This window comes from Bacteroidota bacterium (assembly GCA_041658205.1).
Lineage (GTDB): Bacteria > Bacteroidota > Ignavibacteria > UBA10030 > UBA8401 > UBA8401.
Genome location: JBBAAO010000001.1, coordinates 646,289 through 661,883 on the forward strand (window position 1 = coordinate 646,289; position 15,595 = coordinate 661,883).

14 protein-coding genes are annotated in these 15,595 nt (G+C 40.6%); 8 read left to right on the plus strand and 6 right to left on the minus strand.

Annotation, left to right across the window (positions count from 1 at the left end):
- Positions 1-62 precede the first annotated feature (62 nt).
- The 4 genes from WDA22_02630 (at position 63) to fbp (ending at position 5,299) form a co-directional block, all read left to right on the plus strand.
- Positions 63-1,823, plus strand: a complete 1,761-nt coding sequence (locus tag WDA22_02630) for an ABC transporter ATP-binding protein (GenBank protein ID MFA5832350.1) — start codon at positions 63-65, stop codon at positions 1,821-1,823.
- A 44-nt stretch (positions 1,824-1,867) separates the two neighbouring features.
- Positions 1,868-2,395, plus strand: coding sequence for a transposase (locus WDA22_02635; protein ID MFA5832351.1), 528 nt, complete (start codon positions 1,868-1,870; stop codon positions 2,393-2,395).
- A 43-nt stretch (positions 2,396-2,438) separates the two neighbouring features.
- Positions 2,439-4,208: an ABC transporter ATP-binding protein gene (locus WDA22_02640; protein MFA5832352.1), complete on the plus strand. Its 1,770-nt coding sequence runs from the start codon at positions 2,439-2,441 to the stop codon at positions 4,206-4,208.
- Positions 4,209-4,294: 86 nt separating this feature from the next.
- Positions 4,295-5,299, plus strand: a complete 1,005-nt coding sequence (fbp, locus tag WDA22_02645; GenBank protein ID MFA5832353.1) for a class 1 fructose-bisphosphatase — start codon at positions 4,295-4,297, stop codon at positions 5,297-5,299.
- A gap of 71 nt (positions 5,300-5,370) precedes the next feature.
- On the opposite strand, the gene WDA22_02650 is transcribed toward fbp, so the two are convergent.
- The 4 genes from WDA22_02650 to WDA22_02665 form a co-directional block, all read right to left on the minus strand.
- Positions 5,371-6,186, minus strand: a complete 816-nt coding sequence (locus WDA22_02650) for a tetratricopeptide repeat protein (GenBank protein ID MFA5832354.1) — start codon at positions 6,184-6,186, stop codon at positions 5,371-5,373.
- 159 nt (positions 6,187-6,345) lie between these two features.
- The gene (locus WDA22_02655; protein MFA5832355.1) at positions 6,346-6,483 is read right to left on the minus strand and encodes a hypothetical protein; all 138 of its coding nucleotides are present in this window, start codon (positions 6,481-6,483) and stop codon (positions 6,346-6,348) included.
- Between the two features lies 1 nt (position 6,484).
- Positions 6,485-7,189, minus strand: coding sequence for a hypothetical protein (locus WDA22_02660; protein MFA5832356.1), 705 nt, complete (start codon positions 7,187-7,189; stop codon positions 6,485-6,487).
- 216 nt (positions 7,190-7,405) lie between these two features.
- Positions 7,406-8,317 (minus strand): hypothetical protein, encoded by a 912-nt coding sequence (locus WDA22_02665; GenBank protein MFA5832357.1) that lies wholly within the window; start codon positions 8,315-8,317, stop codon positions 7,406-7,408.
- A gap of 81 nt (positions 8,318-8,398) precedes the next feature.
- Here WDA22_02665 and WDA22_02670 point away from each other — a divergent pair, with 81 nt between their 5' ends.
- On the plus strand, positions 8,399-10,240 hold the full coding sequence (locus tag WDA22_02670; GenBank protein MFA5832358.1) for a glycosyltransferase family 39 protein: 1,842 nt from the start codon (positions 8,399-8,401) through the stop codon (positions 10,238-10,240).
- Between the two features lie 332 nt (positions 10,241-10,572).
- Here the strand turns inward: WDA22_02670 and nagB are convergent, their stop codons facing one another.
- Complete coding sequence (gene nagB / locus WDA22_02675) at positions 10,573-11,385, minus strand: glucosamine-6-phosphate deaminase (GenBank protein MFA5832359.1); 813 nt, start codon at positions 11,383-11,385, stop codon at positions 10,573-10,575.
- A gap of 77 nt (positions 11,386-11,462) precedes the next feature.
- On the opposite strand from nagB, the gene wecB reads away from it, so the two are divergent.
- Both wecB and WDA22_02685 read left to right on the plus strand, forming a co-directional pair.
- On the plus strand, positions 11,463-12,632 hold the full coding sequence (wecB, locus tag WDA22_02680) for a UDP-N-acetylglucosamine 2-epimerase (non-hydrolyzing) (GenBank protein ID MFA5832360.1): 1,170 nt from the start codon (positions 11,463-11,465) through the stop codon (positions 12,630-12,632).
- Positions 12,622-13,770, plus strand: coding sequence for a metallophosphoesterase (locus WDA22_02685; protein ID MFA5832361.1), 1,149 nt, complete (start codon positions 12,622-12,624; stop codon positions 13,768-13,770). Before wecB ends, WDA22_02685 begins: the two co-directional genes overlap by 11 nt.
- 46 nt (positions 13,771-13,816) lie before the next feature.
- On the opposite strand, the gene WDA22_02690 is transcribed toward WDA22_02685, so the two are convergent.
- Entirely contained in the window at positions 13,817-14,479 is a 663-nt protein-coding gene (locus WDA22_02690) for an HD domain-containing protein (protein MFA5832362.1), read from the minus strand.
- A 287-nt stretch (positions 14,480-14,766) separates the two neighbouring features.
- On the opposite strand from WDA22_02690, the gene hpnC reads away from it, so the two are divergent.
- Entirely contained in the window at positions 14,767-15,594 is an 828-nt protein-coding gene (hpnC, locus tag WDA22_02695; protein MFA5832363.1) for a squalene synthase HpnC, read from the plus strand.
- The last annotated feature ends 1 nt before the right edge of the window (position 15,595 follow it).

Sequence of the window (15,595 nt, forward strand, 5' to 3'; positions counted from 1 at the left end):
AAAAGACAAAAATACCTTATTTATCTGGAACGGTCGTTTGACCGTTTCGATATTTTAAACACATGGGATCCCTTAAACGACTTCTGCCATATTTAGCAAAGTACAAAACCACTCTGTATTTAGGATTGGTCACTGTGATTGTGAGTAACCTTTTCACTGTGGCAACTCCGTGGTTCATTGGCGAGGCGATTGACGAATTAAAGCGTGGACTAGAGAAGGGATCAATTCAACATACAGATCTGCTGTGGTATTCTGGACTCGTTGTGGGATTTGCTCTCATCGCCGGTGTTATGCTGTTCCTTACACGACAAACGATTATTGTTGTTTCGCGAAAGATTGAATACGATCTCCGAAACGATTTCCTTTCCCATATTCAAAAACTTCCACTATCATATTTCCAAAATACTCCCACCGGCGACTTGATGGCACATGCTACAAATGACATCAGTTCGGTGCGAAATGTTCTTGGCCCGGGGATTATGTATCCTTCAGATACTTTAATGACTCTTTCTATGTCTCTGGTGCTGATGTTTGTAAAAGATTGGCAGTTGACATTGCTTGCGTTGATTCCCATGCCATTCGTTTCCTACGCTGTATATTATCTGGGGAAAGTGATACACGAAAAGTTCAATGAGCGTCAGGAACAGTACTCCATTTTGACGACGAAAGCGCAAGAGAATCTTTCGGGAGCTCGAGTTGTGAAGGCGTATGTACGGGAGGAATATGAGGTAGAACAATTCCGTAAAGCAAGCTGGGACTATTTCAAAAAAAATCTCGTTCTGGCAAAAGCGCAATCGATTATGTGGCCGTTGATGTTCATTCTAGTCGGACTGTCGATTATTATTACGATCTATATTGGTGGATTAAAAGTAATCAGCGGTGAAATGACCATTGGAACGCTGACGGCATTTATGACGTACCTTTCGCTCCTTATTTGGCCGATGATTGCCTTTGGATGGGTCACGAATATGTGGCAGCAGGGAGCAGCTTCTATGAAACGCCTCGCAAAGATCTTTGACACTGTGCCGAATATTCGCAATACGGACTCAACGGATTTTTCGATAGAGTCCATCGAAGGTGAGATTGAATTTAAGGATGTGAACTTTACACATGAAACAGCAAAAAATCCGACGCTTCAAAATATCAATTTAATAATCCCGAAAGGATCAACACTGGCGATTGTTGGCTATACCGGTACCGGGAAAAGTTCGTTGGTAAATCTTATTCCAAGATTATATGATATTACCGACGGTCAGTTATTGATTGATGGCATTGATATTGAAACAATACCTATTGAGGTGTTAAGAAAAAGCATTGGATACGTTCCGCAGGAGACATTCCTTTTCTCTGATTCGATTGCAGAAAATATTCGATATGGCGATGATGAAGCGCAGCGAGAATTAATTCATGAAGCAGCCGACGTTTCTCAGATTGCAAAGGATGTCGCCGATTTCCCTCAGCGGTTCGAAACGATGCTGGGTGAACGCGGAATCACCCTTTCCGGAGGACAAAAACAGCGGACAAGTATTGCCCGTGCAATCTTGCGCCGGCCGAATATTCTGATTCTCGATGACGCTCTTTCGGCGGTTGATACCTATACCGAAGAAACAATTCTTGAACGGATGCGCACTGTGATGAAAGGAAGAACAAGCATTATCATCGCTCACAGAATATCTACCGTAAAAGATGCAGATAATATCATTGTCTTGAACGGGGGGAAGATTGTTGAACAAGGAAAACACGACGAATTAGTGACGCTGAATGGAATTTATGCTGGATTATATCAGAAGCAATTATTGGAAAAGGAACTTGAAGGATTGTAATATTTCTGGAAAGTCGGCGTTTACGCCGACGAATCGTATAAACAATGCGTCCGAAACATTTTTCAATTCCAAACGGATTATTCTTTCTATCTGTGCATTGTGCACGAGGTATCAAACCGTTTACAAATGAGCGAGCCTGCACAACGTATTTGAATGTGCTGAAGAAAAAAGTTGTCGATTTAGAGATAAAGCTATTTGGGTATGTTGTTATGCCGGATCATGTTCATCTACTATTACAACAGCCGGAACAAATGACACTGGAAAAATTGATGAACCATATCAACGGTGCATCTGCAAGAGAAATTAATAAGCAGCAAAATACTGTTGGAGAAAAATTATGGCAGGGTGGGTTTCACGATGTCTTTCTACGCGAAGCAATCGATTTTGCAATTAAAGTGAATTACATCCATAACAATCCGGTAAAAGCGGGGCTTGTTGTACATCCTGAAAACTATAGCTTTTCATCAGCAAAGACGTATGTATCCAAAATTGGTTCATCTCTCCTTGTCGTAAAAGATTTTGACAAGTATTCTTTAGAAAATATTGTAAAACAGATAAATGGGATTTTATAGTCGCCCTGAAGGGCGACGTGCCATAATACTTTTGACTTGATTTATGCAAGATGACGAAATATTAGGGAAAGCATACGACGCTCAATTGATGAAGCGACTGGTCATCTATCTGCGCCCTTATAAGTGGCAGGTGGCGTTGGCAATATTTTTATCTTTTGCCGTATCGGGACTCGAAGCAGTTCGTCCGTATTTTACCAAGATTGCCGTAGACGTTAACATTGCAAATAAGGACAGTGCCGGATTGTTAACAACCACGATCCTTTTTTTACTGTTGCTGATTATTCGCGGTGTCGTTCAATATTATAATGCCTACATCACCCAAAAGATCGGACAGGAGACAATCTTTGATCTTCGTATGGAACTGTTCCGGCATTTGCAACGACTGTCATTAAAATTTTACGATAAAAATCCTATCGGTCGATTGATCACGCGTGTGACGAACGATGTTGAAGTGCTGAACGAAATGTTTTCATCTGGAATTGTGATGGTCTTCAGTGATGTCTTCATGATTATCGGTATCGTTTGGTTCATGTTCTCTATGAATGCGGAACTTGCTCTGCTTTCGCTAAGCGTGCTGCCATTTTTGATCTATGGGACATTCCTGTTCCGGAAAAAAGCGCGCGAAGCATATCGTGAAGTCCGCTTGTACATTGCCAGAATCAATACGTTTATGCAGGAACATATTACCGGTATGCTGGTCGATCAGATCTTCAATCGGGAAAAAAAGGCGTTCAGCGAATTTGAACAACACAATGCGGGACATCGCGAAGCAAACATTAAATCGATCTTCTATTACGCAATTTTTTATCCGGGAGTGGATCTCATTGGAGCTATTTCTGTTGGGTTGATCATTTGGTATGCGGGTGGAAACGCACTTCAAGGGACAGTCACCATTGGTACGGTGATGGCGTTTCTCCAATTCAACGAAATGTTCTGGCGTCCCATTCGGGACCTTTCGGAAAAATATAACATCATGCAGACAGCGATGGCTTCGTCCGAACGGATCTTTAAACTGTTGGATGATACGTCATTCATTGCAGAAGCAGAACAACCGAAGCAATTTGAAAATATTGCGGGAAAGATCGAATTTAGGAATGTCTGGTTTGCGTATAATGATGAAAATTGGGTTCTCAAGGATATCTCATTCACAATCAATCCTGGTGAAACCGTTGCATTTGTCGGTCATACGGGTGCAGGGAAGACAACAATTATCAATTTGTTATCACGGTTTTACGAGGTTCAAAAAGGGGAGATCCTTATTGACGGGATAAATATCCGTGAGGTTGCACTTTCTGATTTGCGGAAACATATTGCCGTTGTGTTGCAGGACGTTTTCCTTTTTTCCGGAGATATCAAAGGGAATGTCAATCTGGGAAATGAAGAGATATCACTGGAACAGATACAAGAGGCTTGCCGAATTGTGGGTGTTGATCGATTTATTGATTCATTGCCAAAGAGATATGATGAGGAAGTGAAGGAACGCGGATCCACGCTTTCTGTCGGACAAAAACAACTTCTTTCGTTTGCCCGAGCTCTGGCCTTCAATCCGAAGATCCTTGTGCTTGATGAAGCAACATCCAGTGTAGATACGGAGACGGAAATCCTTATCCAATCTGCTATTCAAAAACTGCTTGCTCATCGGTCAGCAATTGTTATCGCACACCGCTTATCGACCATACAAAATGCGGATGCAATCGTTGTCATGCATAAAGGTGAGATCCGCGAAATGGGAACGCATCAGGAATTGTTGCTGCACAAAGGGATTTATCACAAATTGTATTTGCTGCAGTATAAAGAACAAGAAGCTGCATAAATTTTCTCTCCTTGCTCCTTCACCTCATTTTTCCTACTTTTTGTGAAATAGTATTTTAATTCACAAAGTTTCGGAGTTTAAAATTCATGCCGCAAAGTAAAATCGTTACGTTAGAACGTCATATTATTGACATAGAACGCCAGCATCCCGGTGCGACAGGACATTTTTCAAATGTTCTACGGGATTTGACTCTTGCTATTAAAATCATTTGGCGTGAAGTGAGCAAAGCGGGATTGGTAAACATTTTGGGAGTTGCCGGAACACAAAATGTTTCTGGTGACACAGTAAAAAAGTTAGATGTGTTTGCTGATGAAACAATTTTTAGAGCAATGGATCATGGAGGCCATCTCTGCGTGATGGCTTCGGAAGAACATGAGTCAATCATCGGCATTCCCGATCAATATCCAAAAGGGAAATATGTGCTGCTGTATGATCCGCTTGACGGTTCGGGAAATATCGATGCCAATGTTAGCATCGGAACAATCTTTTCCATTTATCGCAGAGTATCGAACCATGGAAATGGAACAATAGAAGACGTCTTGCAGCCAGGATATAAGCAAATTGCGGCAGGATACGTTGTGTTTGGTTCAAGTACAATGTTGGTTTATTCAACAGGAGACGGCGTTCATGGATTTACGCTTGATCCGAGTATAGGAGAATTTCTTCTTTCGCATGAGGATATCAAGATCCCCAAACGGGGGAAGATCTACAGCGTCAATGAGGGGAACTACAAATGGTGGGACAATGGTGTAAAGAAGTACATTAAATATCTGCAGGATGAAGATAAAGCGACATCACGTCCGTATTCAAGCAGGTATATCGGTTCCCTTGTTGCGGATTTCCATCGCAATCTTTTATATGGAGGAATCTATTTATACCCGGGTGACTCTCGAAATAAAAATGGAAAACTGCGTTTAATGTACGAAAATAATCCCCTTGCGTATCTTTGCGAACAGGCAGGTGGGAGGGCAATCGACGGCGAAAAGCGTATTCTTGATGTTGTTCCGACGGAACTTCACCAACGTACACCTCTATTTATCGGCAGTGAAGAAGATGTGACGCTATGTGAAAAATTTTTACGTGAAGGTTGAACGTTGGAAAGAAAAAAAAAATCCCTCGCAATGCGAGGGATATTTTTTTGCCAGGTCGAATTTGTATTTGTCTATTTCAATTTGGCTCGTGCACGTTTTACATATTCGCTTGTGGGGTACATATCGACTAATTTCTGGAATTCTGATTGAGCTTTCGCTTTATCGCCGAGTCGTTCATAACTTTGAGCGATCATTAACTGAGCATCATCTTTCTTTTCTGAGAATCGATATCCTTGTACGTGCATAAAATGCTGAATTGCTTGTGAGTATTCTCTCAACTGGTAACTGCATTCGCCAAGCCAATAATGGCAATTATCTGCAAAATCATCTTTAATTCCGCTATTCAATAAAGTCTGCATTTCGTTCATTGCATCGCGGTAATTCCTACTGCGCGCCTGATTAACAGCACCTTCATATGCTCTGATCTCTTCGGAAGATGACGAACCTGGTGCGGAAGACCGTCGTTCAATTTTTACTGATTCAGATTTTTTTGGAGCAGAGGCGAGAGCAGCGTTTGCAGCTTCTAAATCCGAGATTTTACTCGCAAGATCTTTGTTTGATTGTTGCAAAGAGGAGTTTTCATCTTTCAACTGAACGTTTTCAGATTTAATGGCATCCAGATCGGTTTGCAATTGTTCTTTTGTTGGGCCTTCTTGTTGCACAGGTTGCTCTTGAGCAGGTTGTTGTGCGGGTTCTTCAACTGGTGCCTGTTCTTCAGTCGGAGTTTCTTCTGTGGGTGTTTCTTCCTGCGGTGTTTCTTCTGTAACTCCAGTATCAGTTACCAATTCGTCTTCCAACACCGCCTCTTCCGAGCCGCCGCAACCGATGAGACCGATTGATAAAAGAGAAGCGATAAGAAAAAATCGTAACAAAGATGAACGAAACATGAATTCCTCCGGAATATGTTCAAAATAGAGTTAAACCCTATTGAATGTATCAATAGCTCGCTGAAAAGTCAAGCCGACTTTTTTATTGGGAGCTATATAGATGACAATACCACGAAATAACGGTTTTTGGCGCGAGTTAAAATCTCTCATTAAAAAGATTTACTTGGTTTGTAGTTCTTTAGGATCAACGCGGACGATACGGTTGATAGCTTCCTCAAAACTCATATCGAGTTTCAAGGGCTTCTCGTATTTAAGGACGTTGTCCTTTTTGGGTTTGGGTGTAAGTTGTCTTTTCATGTTAGTTTGCTCCGTTGAATTCGCCAAAGATATAAAATCCTCTACCGGGTTTATAAGAATAACAAAAATCAGCGAAGTGTTTTTCTCCAAAAATGTCAATATACTCACATCGAGAATAAGCAAAAATATTCATTTTCCCGTCTTTAATGTCGCTTATTTGAGATGCGTTCAAAATGATGTTAGAATTAATCGTCGCTGGGACTGGGACACCGTTGGGTATGCTGGGAGATGATGTGCCTGTATATTTTCCACGCTTCATAGCATCAAATTCAGATTCATAAACCCCGGTACCCCCAATTTTTATCGTCCCCCAATATTTAGTTTCCCTTGCAGGTGTTTTCCCGGTATTAATAATATCATAAGCAACAACAAGCTCTTGATCGGCAGCAAATTGATTAAGTCTAAATTTATCAATTCCAATATATGCTCTCAAATCAACATGGGTAGAGTCCCTATAAACGCAGGTTTGAACTACCCCGGTAACAACAATAGAGAAGGTCAAAAACACCAAAAGCCATTGGTCGGGTTTTTCCTTAATTTTATTCCACAGAGAATTTTTTATTTCATCATTGGGTTTATTAGTATTTGATTTGTTACCGCTGGAATTTTCTACCTTTTGAATTTCAACAATATTCACAGGCATAGAATTTTTTGTATTCTTATTGGCTGTCTTTTGGGGCTTTGGATTTCTTTCTTTCTTATCCATAATTCACTTAGTATTTTTTGAATAAGGTTTTTATACGTCAATCGTCCATTGCACAAATTTAACATTAAGCCAAATCTTATAGTGTCTTTAACATGCTTAGAATTAAACCTAAATTCAAATTCATCAACATATCTATCTAAATGCTTAGAGTTAACTTGATTGTAAGTACCAAAAATACAGCGTTTCAAATTAAATCTGGTATTGTCACGTGAATAATTACTTTTTTATTTGTGATTTGACGTATTTTGCAAATTGTTGCTGAATTTGAGTTACCGCGCCATCTGGAACCCCATCGAAATGTTTCGATTGTAGACGCATGTCGCAGATTTCATTGACATAATCTACAGCAACAAACTTCCCATCTTCTGTCAACGTGATTTCGGAAGAGAAAAAATCAAGTTTGCAGATCTTGTAAAGGGTGAGCATAATAGCACGAAGTTCTTGAAGTTTAAATTTTCGTTCTTCCTGTTTGCTCAATTCCCGGTAGATATGCGTTCGGTGATCCCACCAACAGATTATCGTGATGCCAAATGCATAAAAAACCCTAAACCAACCGATCGTTCCACCCAGATTGGCAGGCTGCACCGTCTCCTGCAGCAAATAGGTATCATTCTTGTGATGTTGTCTCGTTTCAAGGATATCTTTTAACGTTTCTGCACCAAGGACAACGCCAAGTCCCCCCCCGGTGGTGTTTGCCGGTTTTATGATGAATGGTCGTCCCAAATGTGCAAGTTCCGTCAGACTTAATTCTACTTCCCGTTTCTTACTAAAGGGTGAGATGATGATGGAATATGGAACATTGATCCCTTCGCCCATCAACGCAAGATGCATGTTGGCTTTATCTTTTGCGTATTCAACTCTGGCATACTCATTGAAAACTAACGTTTTCGATCGCGTCAAAGTTTTTGCTAAGGGAAGAAAATTTTCATCGGAATCAGACGCTCTGTCCAAAAATGTCCGGAACGAGATCTTTCTTGTTCGGACAAGCCGTGTGATGGATTCAATGTTATGAGGCTCAATCCGAAAAGTGGAAAGGCCAATGGCAATACATTCATTCTCAATGCCAAAGACAAAGTCTTTATCAAATTCCCAATCCCATGCCAGTCCAATGTCAAACGTTTCAGCCATGATGAACGAAGTTAGAAAATGATGCGCTTTCGTGCAAATGAAATCTTGCGTTGAACGGGTATTTTATGCTATGTTTGGGCGATGAAAAAGAAACAACCAAAACAGCAAAAGACTTTCTTCGAAAACCGTGGTCAACTGTTATCGATTGTCATCGGTGTGAGTGTGGTTTTAAGGATTATTATTCTTAATCAGTGGAATGCATCGGTTTTTCATTATGCCGTCTGGTCGGATGCTTCTACCTATAACCAATGGGCGCGAAGTATCATTACGACAGGGGATTGGATCGGGAAAGAACCGTTTCTCATGACTCCGTTCTATCCGTATTTTCTCGCCGTCATCTATTCTATAACGGGGGAGAGTCTTGATATTGTCCGACTGATCCAAAACGCAATTGGCATTGGAACGACTCTTTTAATTTTCTTGTCGGCAGAAAAAATATTTAATCGCAGAGCTGCCTTTTTTGCGGCTCTTCTTGCATCGTTGTATGGTCCGCTCTATCTCTTTGCAAATCTTTTGTTAGTGGAAACGGTAAAAGTATTTTTGTTGATACTTTCGTTTTATGTTTTGATGAGAGCTAAGGATGAACAAAATTTACGATGGTGGATCTATTCAGGTCTTATTCTTGGCGCAAGCATTCTTTGCCGTCCAACGGATATTCTGGTGATTGGAGCGGCAGTGTTGTGGATATTCTTATCAATTGATAAAACAAGACTGTCTCCTGCACGTACAGTTATTGTACTTGTTGCTGCTGTTTCTATTATTGTTCTTCCTGTAACCATTAGGAATTATGCGGTTTCTAAAGAACTGATACCTATAACGTCAAATGGTGGGCTGAATTTCTATTTGGGAAATAACCCAAAAGCGGTTGGGGTCTATTATAATGTTGATGGTCTCGATCTTGCAAACGATCCGGATGGCAGAGTTTTTTTGGAAACAACAACCGGGAAACGCTTTACGGCGGGGCAAGCTTCTTCCCATTGGATGAAGGAAGCATTGGTTTATATTACCGAACAACCTGTGAAGTATCTTACTCTTATTTTCCAAAAAACAGTATTGTTTTTCCATCATAAAGAAATAGGTCAGCTTGGATATAATTATCACTTCATTTCTCAGAATGCCGTGCCAATGTTAGGCTATTTGCTTTCATTTTCCATTCTTTTCCCATTATCGTTTGTTGGTATCATTGCTTTACGAAAAAATTGGAAGGAACATTTACTGCTGTTTGGATTTTTGAGTGCACAGATTCTCTCCGTAGTTTTATTTTTTGTAACGGATAGATTCCGATTATCTTCAATTCCTTTTTTTATTCTTTTTGCGGGTTATGGAATTGATTGGATGATAGTGCAGTGGAAAACGCGAAACAACAAAGCACTCGCGATTGCTGCCGGATGCGTGGCTTTTTCTGTAGCTCTCACCTCTATTCTGAATGTGCAGATTGACGATGAATTTTCTATGGAACATGAATATATCGGAATGAACTATTTTAATATGAAACTGTATGAGAAAGCATTATATGAATATCAGCAGGCGATTCGGTACAAAGAATCGTTCCATATTCACAACAACATCGGGAATGTTTATGCAGCTGTCGGCAACATCCCAGCCGCAATGAAAGAGTATCAACGAGGTGAAGTATTAAATCCCCGCCAGGCAATCTCTGCTTTTTCTATGGGAACGGCTTATGTTCGAGCACAACAATTTGATTCTGCGTTGATCTATTTTGAAAAAACCAAACTCATCAATCCCCATTTTCCCCCGGCATATCTTAACGCTGGTCTTTCCTATTGGTACAAAGAGAATTATCGGGTTGCGCTGACAAATCTTGAACAATATCTTTCGATGGAAACAGATCGGGAGAAGACAGCATCGGTTCGACGTGATGTAGAGAATTTAAAACAGATTATTGCTTCAGAAAAAAAATAACCTCTGTTGGCCTAAATTAAACACCCAGGTATTCTGAGGCCATCCGTTTTCCGGGATGGTCAGAGAATCTAATCGCACTAAAAAATGGATAAACTTTAACTCAGATTCAGAATGACTTAAGAAAAGCTTCCAAAAAAAACCGGAAAGCTCATCGAGACTTCCGGTTTTTTATTCTTCATACAGATAGGTAGAAGTGGTCTCAAAAATGAATTTTATTGTCATTCCGAACGAAGTGAGGAATCTCGTTTTTATAATTGAAGACAAAATCGAGATTTCTCGATGCTTCGCATCTCGAAATGACAATGATTAGATATTTTTGAGACCACTTCTAGTTATTTCAACAATGATCTCGGATCAAGATGTAACGATTCAATATCTTTGAAATATTTAACAGTGCCGACTTTTAATTCATAGGTCGATTCATCATCACACACTATGACTCCCTTTGGGTGAAGCTGCAGTGCACTGACCGTCCACATATGATTTACCCCTGCTTCTACAACATGAGCAAGCGCACGCGCTTTTGTGTGTCCGGAAATGATCAACAAGATCTCTTTTGAGTCAAGAATTGTCCCTACGCCAACTGTTAATGCGGTTTTCGGCACTTTGGCGACGTCGTTGTCAAAGAATCGGGAATTGGCTACTACAGTATCGTACGTTAACGTTTTAATACGTGTTCGTGAGGCAAGGGAAGAACCCGGTTCGTTGAATGCAATGTGTCCGTCTGGGCCTATTCCTCCAAGGAAGAGGTTAATACCACCGACCTTTTTTATTTTCTTTTCGTAATCATCGCATTCCTGTTCCAAATCCTTTGCATTGCCGTTCAAGATGTTCACATTTTTCTCGTTCGCGTCTACCTTACTGAAAAAATTGTTCCACATGAATGAATGGTAACTTTCAGGGTGGTTTTTGGGGAGGCCGACATATTCATCCATGTTAAAGGTGACAACATGCTTAAACGACACAAGCCCTTCTCGATACAAAGCTATCAATTCTTTATATGTTCCAATCGGTGAAGAACCTGTGGGGAGTCCAAGAACGAACGGTTTGCTTGATGTAGGTTTAAAATCCCGAATTCTTTTGACGATGTATGATGCCGTCCACTTGCTGGCCAGATCATAATTTGGTTGAATGATGACGCGCATGTGAGTCCTTTCAAAGAATACTGCAATATAAAAAATAGAAGGATTCTTTTCAGTTTTATTTTTATCTTGACGTCACTGTGAACATCAAGAAGAAAAAAATAGCGGTCATATTTGGCACCCGCCCAGACACGATTAAACTTGCTCCGGTTATTCAGGAACTGCAGCAGTATCAACAATATTTCAACCTTTGTCTGATCACGACAGCCCAACACCGTGAAATGCTGGATGATGTTCTCGCGGTTTTTCAGATCAAACCGGATTATGATTTGAACGTGATGGGACAACGACAATCATTATCGTTGCTCGTGCAAAATATTTTAGAAAAGCTGGATTACGTGCTGGCAATGGAAAATCCGGATATGGTAATTGTGCAAGGTGACACTGCAACAACATTTGCTTCCAGTGTTGCAGCATTTCACCGGAAGATACCGATTGTACATGTTGAAGCCGGCCTGCGCACGAATGAAAAGATGTATCCATTCCCCGAAGAGATTTATCGCCGATTAACTTCTCACATTGCCGATTTTCATTTCACTCCAACAAAAAATGCTACGAAAGCATTACTGAAAGAAGGTATTCCAAAAACATCAATCGTTTGTACTGGCAACACGGTGATTGATGCATTGCAGCGAACGGTGAAACCGGGATATGCATTTGCTTCGAAACAAGTGAATGAGATTATTGCGCAAAAGAAAAAGATTGTTGTTGTAACGATTCACCGTAGGGAAAATTTAGGAAACCCAATGCTTAGGATTTGTTCTGCCCTGAAACTGCTTTCGCACAAACATGCTGGTGTTAATTTTCTTTTTCCGGTCCATCTAAATCCTGCTGTACGGGAAACTGTCTTTGAAATGTTAAAAGAGATTCCCAACATCGTTTTGATGGAACCGTTAAATTATGCGGATTTTATTAATCTCATCGCATGTTCATACGCCGTGATCACTGATTCCGGAGGACTTCAAGAGGAGGCTCCATCATTAGGTAAACCAGTTCTTGTATTACGCGAGGTGACTGAGCGTCCTGAAGCAGTAAAATTTGGGACAGTGAAGCTTGTCGGTACTGAATCCAAAAATATTGTAAAAGTGGCGGATTCATTATTAAGCGATAAAAAAGTATATCGGTCTATGTCCACAGCAGTGAATCCCTATGGCGATGGAAAAGCATCAGAGCGTATCGTTCAATCGTTGCTTCGTCATTTTGGATATCGTAAGAAAAAAGTGATGGAATTTTCTGTCCATGGTAACTAAATCACTTCTTCTGCTTGTTGTAGTGTTTAGCGGATGCGGCATCCAATCCATTTACATCAATAATCATTATCCTTCTTCTTCCAACATTGTTCAAGATTCGATTACTCACTCGTTGTTTTTGATTGGAGATGCAGGTGAACCTGTGAGTGATGGTGTCGAGCCGACGTTTCGAATATTGACGCAACAAGCCTCACAATCACCGAAATCCTCCACGATCATTTTTCTTGGCGACAATATCTATCCGCGAGGACTTCCGGAAATTAATGATCCTTTACGGAAAGAGATGGAGCGAAGACTGGAAGAGCAGATCAAGATTGGAACAGAGAGCGGAGCTCAGACAATCTTCATCCCGGGAAATCACGATTGGGAATATCAGGGGAAGAACGGTTGGAAGACCATTCAACGAGAAGAGGAGTTCATCGATTCGAAAAATCTTTCGCATGTCACATTGCTTCCGAAACACGGTTTACCTGGACCGACTGTAGTAGAAATTGGGAACGACATTCGAATTATTGCTATCGATACTGAATGGTGGCTGCATTCATTCAACAAACCGCTGTATGATCATGATTCCATTGAGAGTCAGACAATGAAGCGTTTCCTCGATTCACTTTCATTCGTATTGGAATCTGGAAAAGATCGAAATGTAATTGTAGTAGCACATCATCCTCTTGAAACACATGGGGAACATGGCGGTTTTTTTGGATGGAAAGATCATATCTTCCCATTACGAAAAATTGTCCCGTGGCTGTGGGTGCCGCTGCCAGGGATCGGTTCTCTCTATCCTCTCTCACGGATATGGGGGATTTCAGATCAAGATCTTTCAGGTTCAAAAAATAGAGAAATGCGAAATGCCATTGATAGTGTGCTTTCTCGATTCAATGTAACAGCCTATGCTTCCGGGCATGAGCATACACTTCAAGTGCTCAGCAAAAAAGCAAGCCATCTCTATCTGGTGAGCGGAAAAGGGATCCAAAAACATCAAGAGGCATTAACGTACGGTGATAACACAATCTTCGCATCGCCGTTTCAAGGATTTATGCGGTTGGATTTTTTTGTGAATAAATCTATACGACTAAGTGTTATAGATACACAAGGGGAAGATGGGATAGAAATTTTTTCGATGATGCTGCCGTAAATGAAAAAGCCGAACAATGTCCGGCTTTTGGTTGTTAGTCTGCACTTCAGGATTTTGGACGTAATTTTTTCTTCGTTGTGCTGCTCTTCGACGGTTTTTTCCTTTGTTCAAGTTTTTCCAAACGCCGTTCCAGGTCGTGAAGATTTTTATTTCGACTCTCACTGTATCGTTGAACAGCGTACGAAGTGTGATAGTGGTGTCCCTGAAAAAACTTGATGCTTTGTTTAATCCATTCCCGTTCACTCATTGTTTTGCCGGAAAGACTTTCGATCTCCGCGCGCAACAATTCTCCCTTTTCAATGCTGTCGGATTTTCCCAAGGAGAGGAGGTCGGCGTCTCCCATCACTTCCTGGATTAAATTTTTTGGTCGCTGCGGTACTTTAGTTGCTCGAATACATCCCGCCACATCTTTTATCTTTTCGCTTGGGTAACCGGCTTTTTTTAAGAAGTCCGTGGCGATGACAATACTGCGTTCTTCATGTTCCTCCGGCGAAAAGAGATAACCGGTATCGTGGAACCATGCTGCAATGACAATGATCTCTGTTTTTTCTTTGCTAAGATTTGCCGCCTTCGCGATTTCTTTTACATTTGCAACAACATCAAGTGTGTGGTCAAAATTATGATACATTGCCGCAATTGTACTTTTACGGTCAAATAAATCATTGACAAATTTGCTTACACTTGGAAGAACAGAATTACTTTTGGTCATGAATGTTAATCCGTATATCGAAGTTCAATATATTGCATTGGTGAAAGTACAATAAGAGAAGTAGAGAGTCAAAGGACAAATGTCCGGTTTTACGATAGTTGTGATATTTGTCTCAAAAGAGCTCTTGTGAAAATAGATTGCCTATTTACGATACAGAAGGTATTTGAGTGAAACAATATCATAATAAGGAACAATCAGAAAGTGCTGTGAAATAAAGTGATAATTATGCAAATTCGGACTGTTGGATTCATTTATCCGGTCTCGCGATACTCTGTCAAAACTTGTTCATGAATAATTCTCTGGAACATCTTGCGAAACACCATTACGAAAATTTTCCGGTCGGTTCTCTATTCATTCCTAAAAAGTATCGAAAACCAATTCACCTGATTTACTCATTTGCCAGAACGGCGGATGATATCGCCGATGAAGGGTCGATCTCTGCATCAGAACGGATTGCAAGATTAGATGAATGGCAAAAACTTTTAGAAAATGGCTTGAATGGAACAAGTGATAATCCGTTCTTTATTGAGCTTGCTTCTATCATTCGCTTCCATAAGCTTTCTCCGGAATTATTTACAGATCTATTGATAGCATTTCGCCGGGACTCCTCAAATCCGACGTACAACACTATTGATGAAATCCTTGAGTATTGCCGATATTCCGCAAATCCTATCGGACGGTTATTGCTTCAAGTGTTTAACTGTTCAAACGACGAAACAGTAAGATTATCCGATAAAATTTGCACTGCTTTACAATTAACGAACTTCTGGCAGGATATTTCTGTTGATACAAGCAGAAATCGTTTCTATATTCCCAAAGCTGATCTGCAAGAATTTAACATCGTAAAAGAGAATCTTCTCTCTGGGGGAAATGACAGTGCTTTTCGTGCATTAATGAAAAAGCAGGTAAACATTGCTGAAGCGATGTTTTACGAAGGGAAACCGCTCTTCCTGCTTGTGGCAAATGATTTTCGTTTTGAACTGAGAATGATCTGGCACGGGGGAATGAGAATCTTGGAAAAGATTAAACAACAACAGTTTGATACCCGCACCCATCGTCCGAAATTGAATTCAATTGATTTTGCAAAAATATTTTTAAGGGCGTTATTCCGATAAA

Excerpts from the sequence above, each read along its gene's own strand:
- WDA22_02650 (MFA5832354.1), bottom strand. The coding sequence starts at position 6,186 with ATGTTTCGTTCATCTTTGTTACGATTTTTTCTTATCGCTTCTCTTTTA.
- nagB (MFA5832359.1), bottom strand. The coding sequence starts at position 11,385 with ATGCGCGTCATCATTCAACCAAATTATGATCTGGCCAGCAAGTGGACG.
- WDA22_02690 (MFA5832362.1), bottom strand. The coding sequence starts at position 14,479 with ATGACCAAAAGTAATTCTGTTCTTCCAAGTGTAAGCAAATTTGTCAAT.
- WDA22_02655 (MFA5832355.1), bottom strand. The coding sequence starts at position 6,483 with ATGAAAAGACAACTTACACCCAAACCCAAAAAGGACAACGTCCTTAAA.
- hpnC (MFA5832363.1), top strand. The coding sequence starts at position 14,767 with ATGAATAATTCTCTGGAACATCTTGCGAAACACCATTACGAAAATTTT.
- WDA22_02635 (MFA5832351.1), top strand. The coding sequence starts at position 1,868 with ATGCGTCCGAAACATTTTTCAATTCCAAACGGATTATTCTTTCTATCT.
- WDA22_02640 (MFA5832352.1), top strand. The coding sequence starts at position 2,439 with ATGCAAGATGACGAAATATTAGGGAAAGCATACGACGCTCAATTGATG.
- WDA22_02670 (MFA5832358.1), top strand. The coding sequence starts at position 8,399 with ATGAAAAAGAAACAACCAAAACAGCAAAAGACTTTCTTCGAAAACCGT.
- WDA22_02660 (MFA5832356.1), bottom strand. The coding sequence starts at position 7,189 with ATGGATAAGAAAGAAAGAAATCCAAAGCCCCAAAAGACAGCCAATAAG.
- WDA22_02665 (MFA5832357.1), bottom strand. The coding sequence starts at position 8,317 with ATGGCTGAAACGTTTGACATTGGACTGGCATGGGATTGGGAATTTGAT.
- WDA22_02630 (MFA5832350.1), top strand. The coding sequence starts at position 63 with ATGGGATCCCTTAAACGACTTCTGCCATATTTAGCAAAGTACAAAACC.
- WDA22_02685 (MFA5832361.1), top strand. The coding sequence starts at position 12,622 with ATGGTAACTAAATCACTTCTTCTGCTTGTTGTAGTGTTTAGCGGATGC.
- fbp (MFA5832353.1), top strand. The coding sequence starts at position 4,295 with ATGCCGCAAAGTAAAATCGTTACGTTAGAACGTCATATTATTGACATA.